Annotated in this window: 14 protein-coding genes; 9 read left to right on the forward strand and 5 right to left on the reverse strand. The window is 62.3% G+C overall.

Annotated elements, in window-relative coordinates; translation table 11 throughout:
- Positions 1-21 precede the first annotated feature (21 nt).
- Complete coding sequence (locus tag JQ641_RS03805; protein ID WP_211994501.1) at positions 22-1,320, forward strand: RsmB/NOP family class I SAM-dependent RNA methyltransferase; 1,299 nt, start codon at positions 22-24, stop codon at positions 1,318-1,320.
- Between the two features lie 99 nt (positions 1,321-1,419).
- Here JQ641_RS03805 and JQ641_RS03810 read toward each other — a convergent pair whose 3' ends face one another.
- Positions 1,420-1,752: a DHCW motif cupin fold protein gene (locus tag JQ641_RS03810; RefSeq protein ID WP_211994502.1), complete on the reverse strand. Its 333-nt coding sequence runs from the start codon at positions 1,750-1,752 to the stop codon at positions 1,420-1,422.
- Between the two features lie 300 nt (positions 1,753-2,052).
- On the opposite strand from JQ641_RS03810, the gene guaA reads away from it, so the two are divergent.
- Positions 2,053-3,648, forward strand: a complete 1,596-nt coding sequence (gene guaA / locus JQ641_RS03815) for a glutamine-hydrolyzing GMP synthase (protein WP_211994503.1) — start codon at positions 2,053-2,055, stop codon at positions 3,646-3,648.
- Between the two features lie 36 nt (positions 3,649-3,684).
- Entirely contained in the window at positions 3,685-4,536 is an 852-nt protein-coding gene (locus tag JQ641_RS03820) for a hypothetical protein (RefSeq protein ID WP_211994504.1), read from the forward strand.
- Between the two features lie 149 nt (positions 4,537-4,685).
- Here the strand turns inward: JQ641_RS03820 and JQ641_RS03825 are convergent, their stop codons facing one another.
- The gene (locus tag JQ641_RS03825; RefSeq protein ID WP_211994505.1) at positions 4,686-5,315 is read right to left on the reverse strand and encodes a LysE family translocator; all 630 of its coding nucleotides are present in this window, start codon (positions 5,313-5,315) and stop codon (positions 4,686-4,688) included.
- A 218-nt stretch (positions 5,316-5,533) separates the two neighbouring features.
- Between JQ641_RS03825 and JQ641_RS03830 the strand changes: the two genes are divergently transcribed.
- The 3 genes from JQ641_RS03830 (at position 5,534) to JQ641_RS03840 (ending at position 8,764) form a co-directional block, all read left to right on the forward strand.
- Complete coding sequence (locus JQ641_RS03830) at positions 5,534-6,178, forward strand: class I SAM-dependent methyltransferase (protein WP_211994506.1); 645 nt, start codon at positions 5,534-5,536, stop codon at positions 6,176-6,178.
- A 732-nt stretch (positions 6,179-6,910) separates the two neighbouring features.
- Positions 6,911-7,354, forward strand: a complete 444-nt coding sequence (locus JQ641_RS03835; RefSeq protein WP_211994507.1) for an SRPBCC family protein — start codon at positions 6,911-6,913, stop codon at positions 7,352-7,354.
- 156 nt (positions 7,355-7,510) lie between these two features.
- A complete protein-coding gene (locus tag JQ641_RS03840) occupies positions 7,511-8,764 on the forward strand; it encodes a serine hydrolase domain-containing protein (RefSeq protein ID WP_211994508.1) in 1,254 nt (417 codons plus the stop codon).
- A gap of 91 nt (positions 8,765-8,855) precedes the next feature.
- On the opposite strand, the gene JQ641_RS03845 is transcribed toward JQ641_RS03840, so the two are convergent.
- Entirely contained in the window at positions 8,856-9,017 is a 162-nt protein-coding gene (locus JQ641_RS03845) for a hypothetical protein (RefSeq protein ID WP_211994509.1), read from the reverse strand.
- Between the two features lie 195 nt (positions 9,018-9,212).
- Here JQ641_RS03845 and JQ641_RS03850 point away from each other — a divergent pair, with 195 nt between their 5' ends.
- Positions 9,213-9,716 carry a GNAT family N-acetyltransferase gene (locus JQ641_RS03850; RefSeq protein ID WP_249150177.1) on the forward strand — a complete coding sequence of 168 codons (504 nt, stop codon included), beginning with the start codon at positions 9,213-9,215 and terminating at the stop codon, positions 9,714-9,716.
- A gap of 22 nt (positions 9,717-9,738) precedes the next feature.
- On the opposite strand, the gene JQ641_RS03855 is transcribed toward JQ641_RS03850, so the two are convergent.
- Complete coding sequence (locus JQ641_RS03855) at positions 9,739-10,335, reverse strand: TetR/AcrR family transcriptional regulator (protein WP_249150178.1); 597 nt, start codon at positions 10,333-10,335, stop codon at positions 9,739-9,741.
- A 146-nt stretch (positions 10,336-10,481) separates the two neighbouring features.
- Between JQ641_RS03855 and JQ641_RS03860 the strand changes: the two genes are divergently transcribed.
- Entirely contained in the window at positions 10,482-10,880 is a 399-nt protein-coding gene (locus JQ641_RS03860; protein WP_211994510.1) for a RidA family protein, read from the forward strand.
- Positions 10,881-11,144: 264 nt separating this feature from the next.
- Positions 11,145-12,098 carry a DMP19 family protein gene (locus JQ641_RS03865; protein ID WP_211994511.1) on the forward strand — a complete coding sequence of 318 codons (954 nt, stop codon included), beginning with the start codon at positions 11,145-11,147 and terminating at the stop codon, positions 12,096-12,098.
- 46 nt (positions 12,099-12,144) lie between these two features.
- On the opposite strand, the gene JQ641_RS03870 is transcribed toward JQ641_RS03865, so the two are convergent.
- Complete coding sequence (locus JQ641_RS03870; protein WP_211994512.1) at positions 12,145-12,642, reverse strand: peptide deformylase; 498 nt, start codon at positions 12,640-12,642, stop codon at positions 12,145-12,147.
- Positions 12,643-12,702 lie beyond the last annotated feature (60 nt).

The following is a 12,702-nucleotide window of genomic DNA, read 5'->3' on the forward strand; positions in this document are numbered from 1 at the left end:
TATCTCAAACGAAAGACCTGAATGACCCCCGCCGCCCGGCTGTCCGCAGCCATCGAACTCATAGACACCATCGACGCCCAGCGTGTTCCCGCCGCCAAGGCGCTGAAGGAGTGGGGCACCGCGCATCGCTTTGCCGGTTCGGGGGACCGCGCGGCGATCGCGGGCCTCGTCTGGGACGTGTTGCGCCGCCGCGCCTCGAGCGCCTGGCTGATGGAATCCGACACGCCGCGGGCGCGCGTGCTCGGCATGCTTCGGCTTGAGCGCGGCATGGACACCGAGACGATCTCCAATCTATGCCACGGCGAGCGCTTTGCGCCCGAACCGCTCAGTGCGGCGGAACGCACCGCCCTGACCTCGCGCTCCCTCCGCGATGCGCCGCCGCACATCGCCGGCGATTACCCGGAATGGCTGGATGCGTATCTGGCAGATGTGTTCGGCGACGACCGCGTCGCGGAAGCCACGGCTATGGCCAGCCGGGCGCCGCTCGACCTTCGCATTAACACCCTAAAAGCCAACCGCGAGAAGATGTTGCCGCGGCTTTCTCATCTCGGCGCGCAGCCGACGCCGTGGTCCGCAATCGGCCTGCGCATCGAACTCGGCGCCGACGCCCGCAACCCCGGCATCCATGCCGAGGAGGATTTTATCAAGGGCGCCGTTGAAGTGCAGGATGAAGGCTCGCAGCTGGCGGCGTTGCTGTCGGCGGCAAAACCCGGCGAGCAGGTGATCGACCTCTGCGCCGGCGCCGGCGGCAAGACGCTTGCGTTAGCGGCAATGATGCAGGGCAAGGGCCGCCTGATCGCCACCGACCACGACAAGCGCCAGCTCGCGCCGATCCACGAGCGGCTGTCGCGCGCCGGCATCCATAACGCCGACGTCCGCACGCCGAAGGGCGACGCCGACCCGCTCGCCGACATCCACAGCTCGGCCGATCTCGTCGTGATCGACGCGCCCTGTACCGGCACCGGCACCTGGCGCCGCAACCCCGACGCCAAATGGCGGATGCGCCCCGGCGCGCTCGAGGTTCGCCTGAAAGACCAGGCCGAAGTACTTGATCGCGCGGCCGCTCTGGTCAAGCCGGGCGGCCGGATCGCCTACATCACGTGCTCCGTACTGCCGCCGGAAAACGGCGCGCAGGTCCGCAGTTTTGTCGCGCGCCATCCGGAGTTTTCGGTGGTGCCGCCGGAACAGACGGCGAGCGTGCTGTGGGACAAGGCGGAAGATTTTGCCAACGCCGCGCTGCAGTCGCCGGAGGGCTGGCTGATGACTCCGCGCCGGACCGGGACGGATGGGTTTTTTGTGTCGGTGCTGAAGCGGTCGTGACTGCGTAGGGTGGGCAAAGGCGCACTTGCGCCGTGCCCACCATCAAGTCCTGTGCGCGCGAGGGTGGGCACGCAAGCGCTTTGCCCACCCTACGATACCTCAATCCACAATAAACAGCTTGACCCCCGTCGTCGTCGACGACCGATGCGCGGCATCGCCGAAATCCGACACCTGATAACTCATCCCCGCCGTCAGCTTGAACGTCCGCCCATCCCGCAGCTCGCTATCGAGTTCGCCCTCCAGCACATAAAGCACGTGGCCACGATCGCACCAGTGATCGGCCAGATAGCCCGGCGTGTACTCGACCATCCGCACCCGCAAGTCGCCAATGTCGAGCGTCCGCCAAATCGCCTGACCGGTCTCACCCTTGTGCGTCGTCGGCTCGACCTTGCTCCAGTCGGTGACGGTAAAGGGCAGGGTGGGGATTTTCATGGGGTTTCTCGTGTCTCGAATTCGGATGTGTCCACGGCGCTGGTGCACTCCCTCTCCCGCTTGCGGGGGAGGGCTGGGGTGGGGGTGCCTCCGCGAGTCGGACTCTTCGATTGGAGAGAGCCCCCACCCGCCGCGCTTTGCGCGTCGACCTCCCCCGCAAGCGGGAGAGGTGCACCGAGCCCGCAGCCCAAACCAGGTCAACAATACCTACCCAAATACCTCCCGTCCACCGCCACATAAGAATGTGAGTCCCCCATCTGTGCGGTTGCGAGTACGCCCCCCGTCGCGTAATTCCTGTCCATGACAGCAGCACAGCCCGCAGCAGAGTCGACGCCCTCAGTGGCCTCGGCGCACGACAAGATTCTGATCGTCGATTTCGGCAGTCAGGTGACGCAACTGATCGCCCGCCGCGTCCGCGAGGAGGGCGTCTATTCCGAGATCGTGCCGTTCCAGAAGGCGGAGCAAGCCTTCAAGGAGATGAAGCCGAAAGCGGTGATCCTCTCCGGCGGTCCGGAATCGGTGCATGAGGCCGGCTCGCCCCGCGCGCCGCAGCTGATCTTCGATTCCGGCGTTCCCGTGCTCGGCATCTGCTACGGCCAGATGACCATGGCCGCCCAGCTCGGCGGCGAGGTCGAGGGCGGCCACCACCGCGAATTCGGCCGCGCCGATGTCGAGGTCAAGGCATCAAGCCAGCTGTTCGAATCCACCTGGGGCATGGGCGAAAAGCACCAGGTCTGGATGAGCCATGGCGACCGCATCACCAAAATGCCGCCGGGCTTTTCGGTCGCGGGCGTCAGCGCCAACGCGCCGTTCGCGGTCATTCAGGACGAGAAGCGCAAATATTACGGCCTGATGTTCCACCCCGAAGTGGTGCACACGCCGGATGGCGCCAAACTGATCCGCAATTTCGTCAGGAAAGTTTCCGGCCTCACCGGCGACTGGACCATGCGCGCCTTCCGCGAAGAGGCGATCGAGAAGATCCGCGCCCAGGTCGGCAAGGGCAAGGTGATCTGCGGTCTCTCCGGCGGCGTCGACTCGGCGGTCGCCGCGGTGCTGATCCACGAGGCGGTCGGCGACCAGCTCACCTGCGTGTTCGTCGATCACGGCATGCTGCGGCTCGATGAAGCAAAAACCGTCGTCGACCTGTTCCGGCACCACTACAACATTCCCCTGGTGCACGTGGACGCGTCAAAACAGTTCCTTGGCGAGCTCGAAGGCGTCACCGACCCCGAAGTAAAACGCAAGACCATCGGCCGCCTGTTCATCGACGTGTTCGATGCCGAGGCGAAAAAGATCGGCGGCGCGGACTTCCTGGCGCAGGGCACGCTCTACCCCGACGTGATCGAGAGCGTCTCCTTCACCGGCGGACCTTCCGTCACCATCAAGAGCCACCACAATGTCGGCGGCCTTCCAGCGCGCATGAACATGAAGCTGGTCGAACCCTTGCGCGAATTGTTCAAGGACGAGGTCCGCGTGCTCGGGCGCGAACTGGGCCTCCCCGAAATCTTCGTCGGCCGCCATCCGTTCCCCGGGCCGGGCCTTGCGATCCGCTGCCCCGGCGACATCACAAAAGAAAAGCTCGACATCCTCCGCAACGCCGACGCGGTCTATATCGACCAGATCAGGAAACACGGCCTCTACGATGCGATCTGGCAGGCCTTCGCCGTGCTGCTGCCGGTGAAAACCGTCGGCGTGATGGGCGACGGCCGCACCTACGAATACGTCGTCGGCCTCCGCGCCGTCACCTCCACCGACGGCATGACCGCCGACTTCTATCCCTTCGAGATGAAATTCCTCGGCGAGACCGCGACGCGGATTATCAACGAGGTGAAGGGGGTGAACCGGGTGGTGTATGACGTGACGAGCAAGCCGCCGGGGACGATCGAGTGGGAGTGAGGGGGTATACCGCTCGCGGTGTCAGTACAGGTTGAAATGCCAGAGATCGAACCTGCCGCGCTTCATCGCGGGCTCAGCGAGTACTTCGCGGGCCATCAATATGATGGGTTGTTCATAGCGTCTTTAGACCACTCGCCGACAGAACAACTGATTGGCGAGAAATGGCATACCTCGGCACTGATACTGTCAGCCGCGGTTGAGCATAGCGCGCTGGCGCGTGAGCTTGGTCAAATTGCCAACCCGCTAACGTGCAAGCTCACTAAGTGGACCCGAGCGAACTCGCATTACAAAAGGCGGTTCTGCGCCAGTTTGATGTCTAGCCTAGACCGTCATCGGGTCATGGTGTTTGCAATTTCGGCGACGGAACCGTCGATTGCCGCAAGCGAGGAGCATTTCATCAAAGAGCTCGGTGGCTCTCAGTGCTACCGGCGGCATTTGCTGGATGACCGCACACGGGTGTCGATAGGGCCACTTGTGAATGCTCGAACAGGTGAGAAGCACACCGTGGAGCTTTCTGGGAACCAAGCTCCTATGGTTTTATTCATTGCCCACTTCCTGAGGCGCATGCATCAAGAGGTACAAGTTGCACTGTCTGCTGCTGCACCAATGTGCGTTACGTGGAATTTCTTTGCAGATAAGCCACCCAACGGCGCTGGAGGTGCTTTCGACCGGGCGTTGGCGATGCTGCTCGGGCTCTCCAATCCGCGAGGCGCGCTGCGGTGGGGCTATTTTCTTGAAGGCGATGAGATTGAAACCGACTTACTTGCGGACAACGTAGCAGGTCTGTTGAACGAGATTATGCGTGTGCCACAACGGTATACCGAGGAATTTAGCGAAAGTGCGCAACTTACTTCTGGTTTGTTCTACTGGGAACGCTGGGAGACCTAGCGCGCCGCCTTCAGCATCGAAGAGCGGGAACCGAGACACTTTTTGCCCTGTTAGCTCGTGCGGTGAATTCGCCGAAGGCATAGTCCATCGCATCGTTTTACCGCGACGAACTAGTGGAGCGTTAGCGGCGGGCGTTGCCGGCAATAATGCTAGCGCTCTTGCAGAGCCAGGCGGATGCCCAAGGCGCAATAAATTCCGCCTACGATCTTGCCTTGCCACTTCAGCACAGTCGGATTGCGGCGGAGAAAGTTGCCTAGGCGTCCGGCCGAAACCGCAAATATCACGGTGCTCAGCAAGCCCAACAGGACAAAGATCGTTCCGAAGATCGCCAGTTGCAGCGCCACCAAGCCATTCCCGGAGTCGACGAATTGAGGCAGGAAGGCCAGGAAGAAAAGCGCTGTCTTTGGGTTTAGCACTTCGGCCACGATGGCCTGCCGAAACGCCGTCTGGGGCGTGATCAGAACTGATCGGGCGGCAGCTGGATCCGACGGTGATTTTGCGATGATCGCCTGTATTCCGAGAAAGACCAAATAGGCGGCGCCGAGATATTTGACGATACTAAAAAGTGTGGCCGACGCGGCGATGATTGCGGAAATGCCGACGATCGCCGTGAAGGTATGAATAACATCGCCCGCCGCGATTCCAGCTCCGGTCGCGATGCCGACCCGGGTGCCCGAGCTTGTTGCCCGGGCGACGGTCAGGAGTGTGGCAGGACCAGGTATGAAAACGAATCCAAGAACGATTGAGACGTAAGCTATCAAGGTCGTCCAGTCGATCATGTACCAGTCCTCGTAACCAGTATTCAGGAACCGGATTAGCCGACCTGTCCGCCGTAGCTCGCAGAGCGAAGGCGGAAGGCGTAATCCGCCGCCTTTGTAACAGACCGAGCGGCGGATTACGCTTACGCTAATCATCCTACGGGCTGCCATCTTACGGACTGTCATCCGAAGTTCCCAATTCCTCCGTATATGCTAGAAGCCTCCGCATAGGGGACACCATGTTTCGTACCGCAAATGATGCGCAGTTCTGGGACCGCATCGCGCGCAAATATGCCGCCGATCCGATCGCCGATATGCCGGGCTATGAGCGCACGCTGGAGCGAACGCGACATTATCTCAACGGCAATGAGGCGGCTTTCGAGTTCGGATGCGGGACGGGAACGACGGCGCTTAGACTTGCGCCATCGGTCGGGCGCATCATGGCGACCGACCTGTCCGGCGAAATGATCGCGATCGCGCGTGAGAAGGCTCACGCCGAAGGCTGCGGCAATATCACGTTCGAGGTGGCGCGGCCCGAGGCGGCGCAGTGGCCCGACGGAAGTTTTGACGTCGCGTTCGGCTTCAATGTCCTGCATCTGGTGGCCGACCGCGCCGCGGTCTTGCGAGGCATCCATCGGCTGCTGCGGCCTGGCGGGCTGTTCCTTTCGAAGACGCCATGCCTGAAGGAAATGAATCCGCTGCTGCGGATCGCGGTGCCCTTGGCGCAGCTCATCGGCAAGGCGCCCCATGTGACGTTCCTGTCCGCGGAGGATCTGGAGCGCGAGATCGCGTCGGCGGGATTTGAAATCATCGAACTTGCGCGCCACGCCTCGCGCGGCAAGGACGCGCGGCCGTTCGTCGTGGCGCGAAAGGCGATGATTTGAGCACCCGATGAACTCGTGATGTCGGGGCTACGCTTCGCTAACCCGCCGCTTCGCACGCAACAACGAAGTTGCCTTGCGCCCTGCGACAAAACAACCCGACGGGCAAATCAGTTCTGTTTTACGGAAATCATGTCAAGTCCAAAATTTCCGTAAATCAAAAATATTCTCCTTTCCACTCACCCCAAATCACCGGCACATATTTGCCCATCCCGTCCTGCCATGAGGGGCGTCGGCCATCGTCACGAACGTTGGGCGGGTTGCGATGGACGCCGATGTTGCGCTTGACGGGCGCGGCAGAGGCGTACGGCAAAAGCGTGTGGTCCTGGCGCCCGTAACGGCGTCAAGCTTTTGGGAGGCTAACGCTGACCAGAGGCGACGGTGGCAATAGAGGCCGTCTCACCGGGGAGAGCGCGTCATAAGCCGTAAAGCCATTGCGCAGGGAAGGCTGGGTGTTCCCCGCTGCCCTGTATGCTCGTGTGCAGCATTCTTATGCACAATCGCACACGAGACCGCGGGTGCAGCGCGCACCCGGCCTTCCCTGCGCCCTCTGTCATCAGAGGGCGAAACCAAAGCAATAGCTCGGGCATGTCGTGCCGCGAGAATGAGGACCCGTGCTACCGTAGGCCGAACAGGCGTGAGTTCCTTTTCAAGAAAATCCCAGACCCCATGTCGGCTCGATCAAGTCTCGTTCGTCCTCGGGGCACCAACCGGCAATCCAAGAGGTCCATCAGCATGCCCAGCACCATCCGTTTGCACCGTGTCCTGACAACCAGCCCGCAAAAAGTCTATCGCGCGTTCCTTGAAGCGGATGCGCTTGCCAAATGGCTTCCGCCAAACGGCTTTGCCTGCACCGTGCACCATCAGGAGCCGAAGGTCGGCGGTACGTTCAGGATGTCCTTCCGGAACTTCACGACGGAAAAAGGCCACTCGTTCGGCGGCAAATATGTCGAACTCGTGCCTGGCGAACGCCTGCGCTACACCAACACATTCGACGATCCGGGCCTGCCCGGCGAGATGCAGGTGACCGTGACGCTGAAGAAGGTGCTGGTCGGCACCGAGGTGAATATCGAGCAGGCCGGCGTGCCTGACGTCATTCCAGCCGAGGCTTGTTATCTCGGTTGGCAGGAGTCGCTGCGAAACCTGGCGAAGCTCGTCGAGCCCGAGATCAACGAGTAGCCTCCGTCATTCCCCGATGCGCAATTGCGCATCGGGGGAACGACGGAGAGGGGTGCCGCGAGCATGCGAACGCATAACCCTCAGCCTCAAACGCAGGCTGCCTCCCGTGCGGGCCCATGCTACGAATCCTCGATCGCCCCTCCGGAGCCAGCCTTCATGTCCGTCGCAGCCGCCCAACCAACTCCAACCGCCGCCGAAACCGACCCCCAATCCCTCGGCTGGATGCAAGGCTTTCCGCCGCCGCCCGACAAAACCATCACCTTCCACAACGGTTCGTTCCGCAGCTTCCCCGAACTGCGCTGGGCGTGGAGCAATATCCGCCAACTGGTGCCGACCGTAAACGTCTGGCGCGGGGCAGGGCCCGCGTCGGTGCTGCCGCGTGCGGACCACGATATCGGCGCGTCCAAGTCGGTCACGATGGATGGCCGGCCGATGACCTTTGAGCGCATGCTTGACGAAACCTATGCCGACGGCATCGCCGTGATGCACCGGGGCAAGCTGATCTACGAGCGTTATTTCGGCGCGCTGAAGCCGCACAAGCCGCATATCGCGATGTCGGTCACAAAATCGTTCACCGGCACGCTCGCCGGCATTCTGATTGCGGAGGGCAAGATCGATCCGCAGGCGCCGGTCACCGATTATGTGCCCGAGCTGAAGGCCAGCGCGTTCGGCGACGCGCGGGTGCGCGAGGCGATGGATATGACCACCGGCCTCGAATACACCGAAGTCTATACCGACAAGAATTCCGGCGTGTTCGGTTTGCGGCGCGCCAACGGCATGGCGCCGATCGAGCCGGGCTATGAGGGCGCCACCAATATTTTCGATTTCCTGTGCACGCAGCGCAAGCAGGGCGAGCACGGCAAGGCTTTTGCCTACAAGACCGTCAATTCCGACGTGCTCGCCTGGATCATCAGGCGCGCGAGTGGGATGACGCTGGCTGACCTGCTCTCCGAGCGGATCTGGGCGCCTATGGGCGCGGAAGAGGACGCGCATTATCACGTTGACCGCATCGGCACCGAAAGCGGCGGCGGCGGCCTTTCGACGACGCTGCGCGATCTCGCCCGCTTCGGCGAGACGATCCGCAATCACGGCCGCTTCAACGGCCGCCAGATCGTGCCGTCAACGGTGGTGGAAGACATCGCGCGCGGCGGCGATCCCGAGAAATTCAAGCCGGCCGGCTACACGACGTTGCCCGGCGCATCGTACCGGAACCAGTGGTGGGTGACACACAACGCCCACGGCGCCTACATGGCGCGCGGCGTTCACGGCCAGGGCATCTATATCGATCCGAAAGCCGAGATGGTGATCGCGCGCTATGCCTCGCACCCCGCCGCCGGCAACGCCGCCAACGACCCCGTCACGCTGCCGGCCTACATGGCGCTGGCGAAGGATTTGATGGCGGGAGGGTGAGAAGGCGGGGCGGGGCGCTCAGTGCGACAGATCGGACGCGAGACCCCCGCGAACGCCGCTTGCGCCGCGGGGGGCAGTCTGGAAGATGAGTTCAGTTCGGGCGGTCGGTCGCGCGGCGAAGGTCGCCGGGCCCCTGGAGGCGGCGAACGATCCAGCGTCCAATGTCGCCGAAGATGTTGCCGCCGCTGATCGCCTCGAGTTCTGCATCGGTCAACTCGCGGATTTCCGAGGTCTTCTGTTCCATGTTCTGCATTGTCGTCCACTCCTTGTCAGGTCGGGCGGACCATTCCGCCGTCGATGGGCAGATCAATGCCGCAGGACGCTTGCCGTCGCTGTGACGGACGTCACACGAGGTCGCTTGGGTCGAACCGAGAAGCCGCGGCGTACTGGATCCTCCGCTTTCGCGGAGGATTGGATTTGGGTCGTACCGACGAGGTTTCCATTCGCTATGGCAGACGATGTTGTTCACCCGATGATCCCAAGACCAGCCGACCCCTCCGAAACCAGCGTGCTGACGCGCCTGTGGCATGACGGCTGGCAGGATGCCCACGCCGCGATCCTGCCGCCGGCGCTGGCGCGTGCGCGCACGTTTGAAGATTTTGCCGAACGGATGTCCGTCGCGCTTGCCGATGTGCGGGTGATTGGCCCGCTGGGCGCGCCATTGGGCTTTGCGATGCTGAAGGGCGATGAGCTCAATCAGTTCTACGTCACATCGGCAGCGCGCGGCACGGGTGTCGCGGCCACGCTGATCGCGGACGCGGAGGTGCAGATGTCGCAGCGCGGCGTCGAGACGGCCTGGCTCGCCTGCGCGATCGGCAATTCGCGCGCCGCAAAATTTTACGAGAAGAGCGGATGGCATCTCGCCCGGACGATGGTCAACCGCCTCGATACCGTTGACGGCCCGTTCGATCTCGAAATCTGGCGTTATGAGAAATTGCTGACGCGGGGCTGAAGTTGCCGTGACTGTCGCTACGTCATTCCTCGATCTGCAGCAACCCGACCGCAAGATGCCGGAACGCCGCGACCGCCTTGGCAAGGACGGCGCGGGGATCGTCGGCCGCCGCAATCCACAGCGCAGCGCTGAGCGCGGCGCCATTGAGCAGCCGGGCGGCCGCTTCCGCATCGACCGGCCGGACCGTTTTCGCATCGATCAGCGCCTGGATGGTTTGCGTCGTGGTGCGCAGGCACTCGTTCTGGTTCGGCCATCGCGAGGGATCGCCGAGCACGGCCGGCCCGTCCAGCAGCATGATGCGCTGGATCTCCGGCTCCAGCGCCATCTCGATAAAGGCGATGTTGGCGTCGAGAAAGCCGAGCCATGCGGTCTTGGCCCGGTCCTGGACGATGCGCATCCGCGCCACCATTTCGGCGTCGATCTGGTCGATCACCGCCTGCAGCAGGCCCTTCTTGTCGCCGAAATTGTGGTAGAGCGCGCCGCGCGTCAGGCCGGCCTTGGCGGTGAGTTCGTCCATCGACGCCGCCGCATAACCCTCGGCCGCAAACGCCTTGCGGGCGGCCCTGATGAGCTTGGCCCGGGTCTTCTCCACCATCTGCGCCCGCCGCTTTGCGACCAAAGCCAAACTCCAAAAAAGATACGCCGCGTATGCCATTGACATACGGCGCGTATGAACAGATATAGCGGCATACGGGGCGTATATCAATGCTCCTGCCGGCCGCAAGCGTTACGGTCGGGCTTGCCTCGTTCAAATGGAGTGAAACAATGTCAAAACGCGACGCAATTTTCCCTGCCGGCCGGCAGGCGCTGTACGAAATCAACCGCTATTCGGCGGCGATCCGCTCCGGCGATCTGCTGTTCGTCTCCGGCCAGGTCGGCAGCCGCGATGACGGCTCGCCCGAGCCTGACTTTGCAAAGCAGGTCCAGCTTGCCTTCGATAATCTCGCCGCCGTGCTGAAGGCCGCCGGTTGCACCTTCGACGACGTCGTCGACGTCACCACCTTCCACACCGACCCGGCCAGGCAGTGGGAGACGATCGGCCCTATCAGGCTGAAGGCGATCGGCGAGGCGCCATACCCGAACTGGACCGCGGTCGGCGTGAACTGGCTGGCCGGCTTTGATTTCGAGATCAAGGTCATCGCGCGCATTCCGCAGCCTGCCTGACCGAGTGGCGGGGCGCCAAATTCGCAGCATGGATTGGCCGGCCTTTCCGCCATGGCCCGAAGAGCGAAGGCGGCCACCGCTTGATCATGGTTTCGCAAACGTTGATGCGCTGCCACCAGCGCTGAAACAGTTCTCAGACGGACCATTAAACCTTTGGAGATAATTATTCCGGTGTGCAACCGGGTGTTATCCGCATGTTCGGCAAGGAAGGCGGGACCGACAATCCCGGAATATTTCCGCTCTCCCCGGTACGGGATCATTTCAATGGATGATGATGCACTCGAGCTGCCGACGATGGAGGTCCGTGGTTGGATCGCGGGCGCGGCGCGTCAATGTGGCTACCGGGCGGAACTTGCGGATGGCCTTGGTTACTGCGCTTGGTGGCTTGAGAACCGTAACATGAGCGGCGTCTTGCGCGCGGTTTCCTATTTGTTGGCAATTCACGGCAGGAGGTACAGCGACCTCCAGCCTCAAACACGCGACGAGGGAGTTGTCTGCCTTTGCCCGATAACTTGCGGCACGTTGATAGCAACACGGGCGCTGGAAAACGCGTCGGAGTTTTCTGAATGGACCGGCGGGATTTCAACCGTAGACCCGGTCTTGATGACACCGATCATCGCTCAATTCCTCGATTACAAGTTTGATGTGTGCCTGCGATACAACGGCCTGGATCTCGTGTTCTCCGAACACGGCGTAACGGTTTTCTCGAAATCCTTGGCCGGGATGCACCTGATCAATGCCGAAACTGGCGTGGATACAGCGATACGCCTGGTCGAAGCAAATCGCAGCGACGTGCCGCCGACCCATCCATACAAGAGGAACGACACGCTCCGGGTACCGAAGTTTCGCTATCTCGAAGGGGGTGGATTTCGATTTGACGCAAACATGAATGTGCTGCACGAGCTCGATGCACTGGTGACCTGGCAAGGTGGTTTCGATTATTATTTTGCCCACCAGGAGGAACCGGATGTCTGGGATCAGGCCCAGCGCAACCTGCGCATGATTGGCCTGTCTGACGCCGCTGAACTCTTCGGTATCGCCCGGGATTTGTTCTTGAAGGATGCGATGGCCGACGAGACTGAGGTGGCGAGCCGCTACCTTTCCGAAATGCGCAAACTGAATGCCCTTTGGCGAGATTACGTGCCTGCGCTTCACCGGGCATTGGCCAACTGGAGGAGCGCGCGCGGGCTGGAGGAATTCGGCCTGAAGGGATGGTAGGGCCGTAGCGGTCTCCGATCTCCAAGGCGAGTTGCCCGCCTTCACCTCAACCCCGCGACAGCTTCTCGAACCGCTTGATCAGCCGCTCGCGCTTCAGCCGGGACAGCCGCCTGATCCAGAAAATCCCGTTGAGCTGATCGATCTCGTGCTGGTGGCAGACCGCGCGCAGGCCTTGCGATTCCTCGGTTCGGGCATGGCCGTCGACGTCATGATAGCTGATCCGCAACCGGGCATGGCGCTCGATGTCGTCGTTGACGCCGGGCATCGAGACGCTGCCTTCCTGATGCATGATCATCTCGGGCGAGGCCCAGATGATCTCCGGATTGACATAGGTCCGCGCGCCATCGACCGGGTCGAGATCGAGCACCACGACGCGAAGCGAGACGCCGATGTGCGGCGCGGTGATGCCGATGCCGGGTGCGGCGTGCATGGTCTCGAGCAGGTCTGTCGCCAGCTCGCGCAGCGTGCCGTCGAACGCGGTCACTCGCTGCGCAGGGAGTGCGAGCCGGGGATCGGGATAGCGGACGATAGGGCGGATGGTCATGATCTGTTGTAGCGCATGCGTGGGTCTCCCGTGTTGCTTATCGCTTTAACCGGAACGAGA

The sequence above is a fragment of the Bradyrhizobium sp. JYMT SZCCT0180 genome (genome assembly GCF_018130165.1).
Taxonomy (GTDB): domain Bacteria; phylum Pseudomonadota; class Alphaproteobacteria; order Rhizobiales; family Xanthobacteraceae; genus Bradyrhizobium.

Excerpts from the sequence above, each read along its gene's own strand:
- JQ641_RS03805 (WP_211994501.1), top strand. The coding sequence starts at position 22 with ATGACCCCCGCCGCCCGGCTGTCCGCAGCCATCGAACTCATAGACACC.
- JQ641_RS03810 (WP_211994502.1), bottom strand. The coding sequence starts at position 1,752 with ATGAAAATCCCCACCCTGCCCTTTACCGTCACCGACTGGAGCAAGGTC.
- guaA (WP_211994503.1), top strand. The coding sequence starts at position 2,053 with ATGACAGCAGCACAGCCCGCAGCAGAGTCGACGCCCTCAGTGGCCTCG.
- JQ641_RS03820 (WP_211994504.1), top strand. The coding sequence starts at position 3,685 with ATGCCAGAGATCGAACCTGCCGCGCTTCATCGCGGGCTCAGCGAGTAC.
- JQ641_RS03825 (WP_211994505.1), bottom strand. The coding sequence starts at position 5,315 with ATGATCGACTGGACGACCTTGATAGCTTACGTCTCAATCGTTCTTGGA.
- JQ641_RS03830 (WP_211994506.1), top strand. The coding sequence starts at position 5,534 with ATGTTTCGTACCGCAAATGATGCGCAGTTCTGGGACCGCATCGCGCGC.
- JQ641_RS03835 (WP_211994507.1), top strand. The coding sequence starts at position 6,911 with ATGCCCAGCACCATCCGTTTGCACCGTGTCCTGACAACCAGCCCGCAA.
- JQ641_RS03840 (WP_211994508.1), top strand. The coding sequence starts at position 7,511 with ATGTCCGTCGCAGCCGCCCAACCAACTCCAACCGCCGCCGAAACCGAC.
- JQ641_RS03845 (WP_211994509.1), bottom strand. The coding sequence starts at position 9,017 with ATGCAGAACATGGAACAGAAGACCTCGGAAATCCGCGAGTTGACCGAT.
- JQ641_RS03850 (WP_249150177.1), top strand. The coding sequence starts at position 9,213 with ATGGCAGACGATGTTGTTCACCCGATGATCCCAAGACCAGCCGACCCC.
- JQ641_RS03860 (WP_211994510.1), top strand. The coding sequence starts at position 10,482 with ATGTCAAAACGCGACGCAATTTTCCCTGCCGGCCGGCAGGCGCTGTAC.
- JQ641_RS03865 (WP_211994511.1), top strand. The coding sequence starts at position 11,145 with ATGGATGATGATGCACTCGAGCTGCCGACGATGGAGGTCCGTGGTTGG.
- JQ641_RS03870 (WP_211994512.1), bottom strand. The coding sequence starts at position 12,642 with ATGACCATCCGCCCTATCGTCCGCTATCCCGATCCCCGGCTCGCACTC.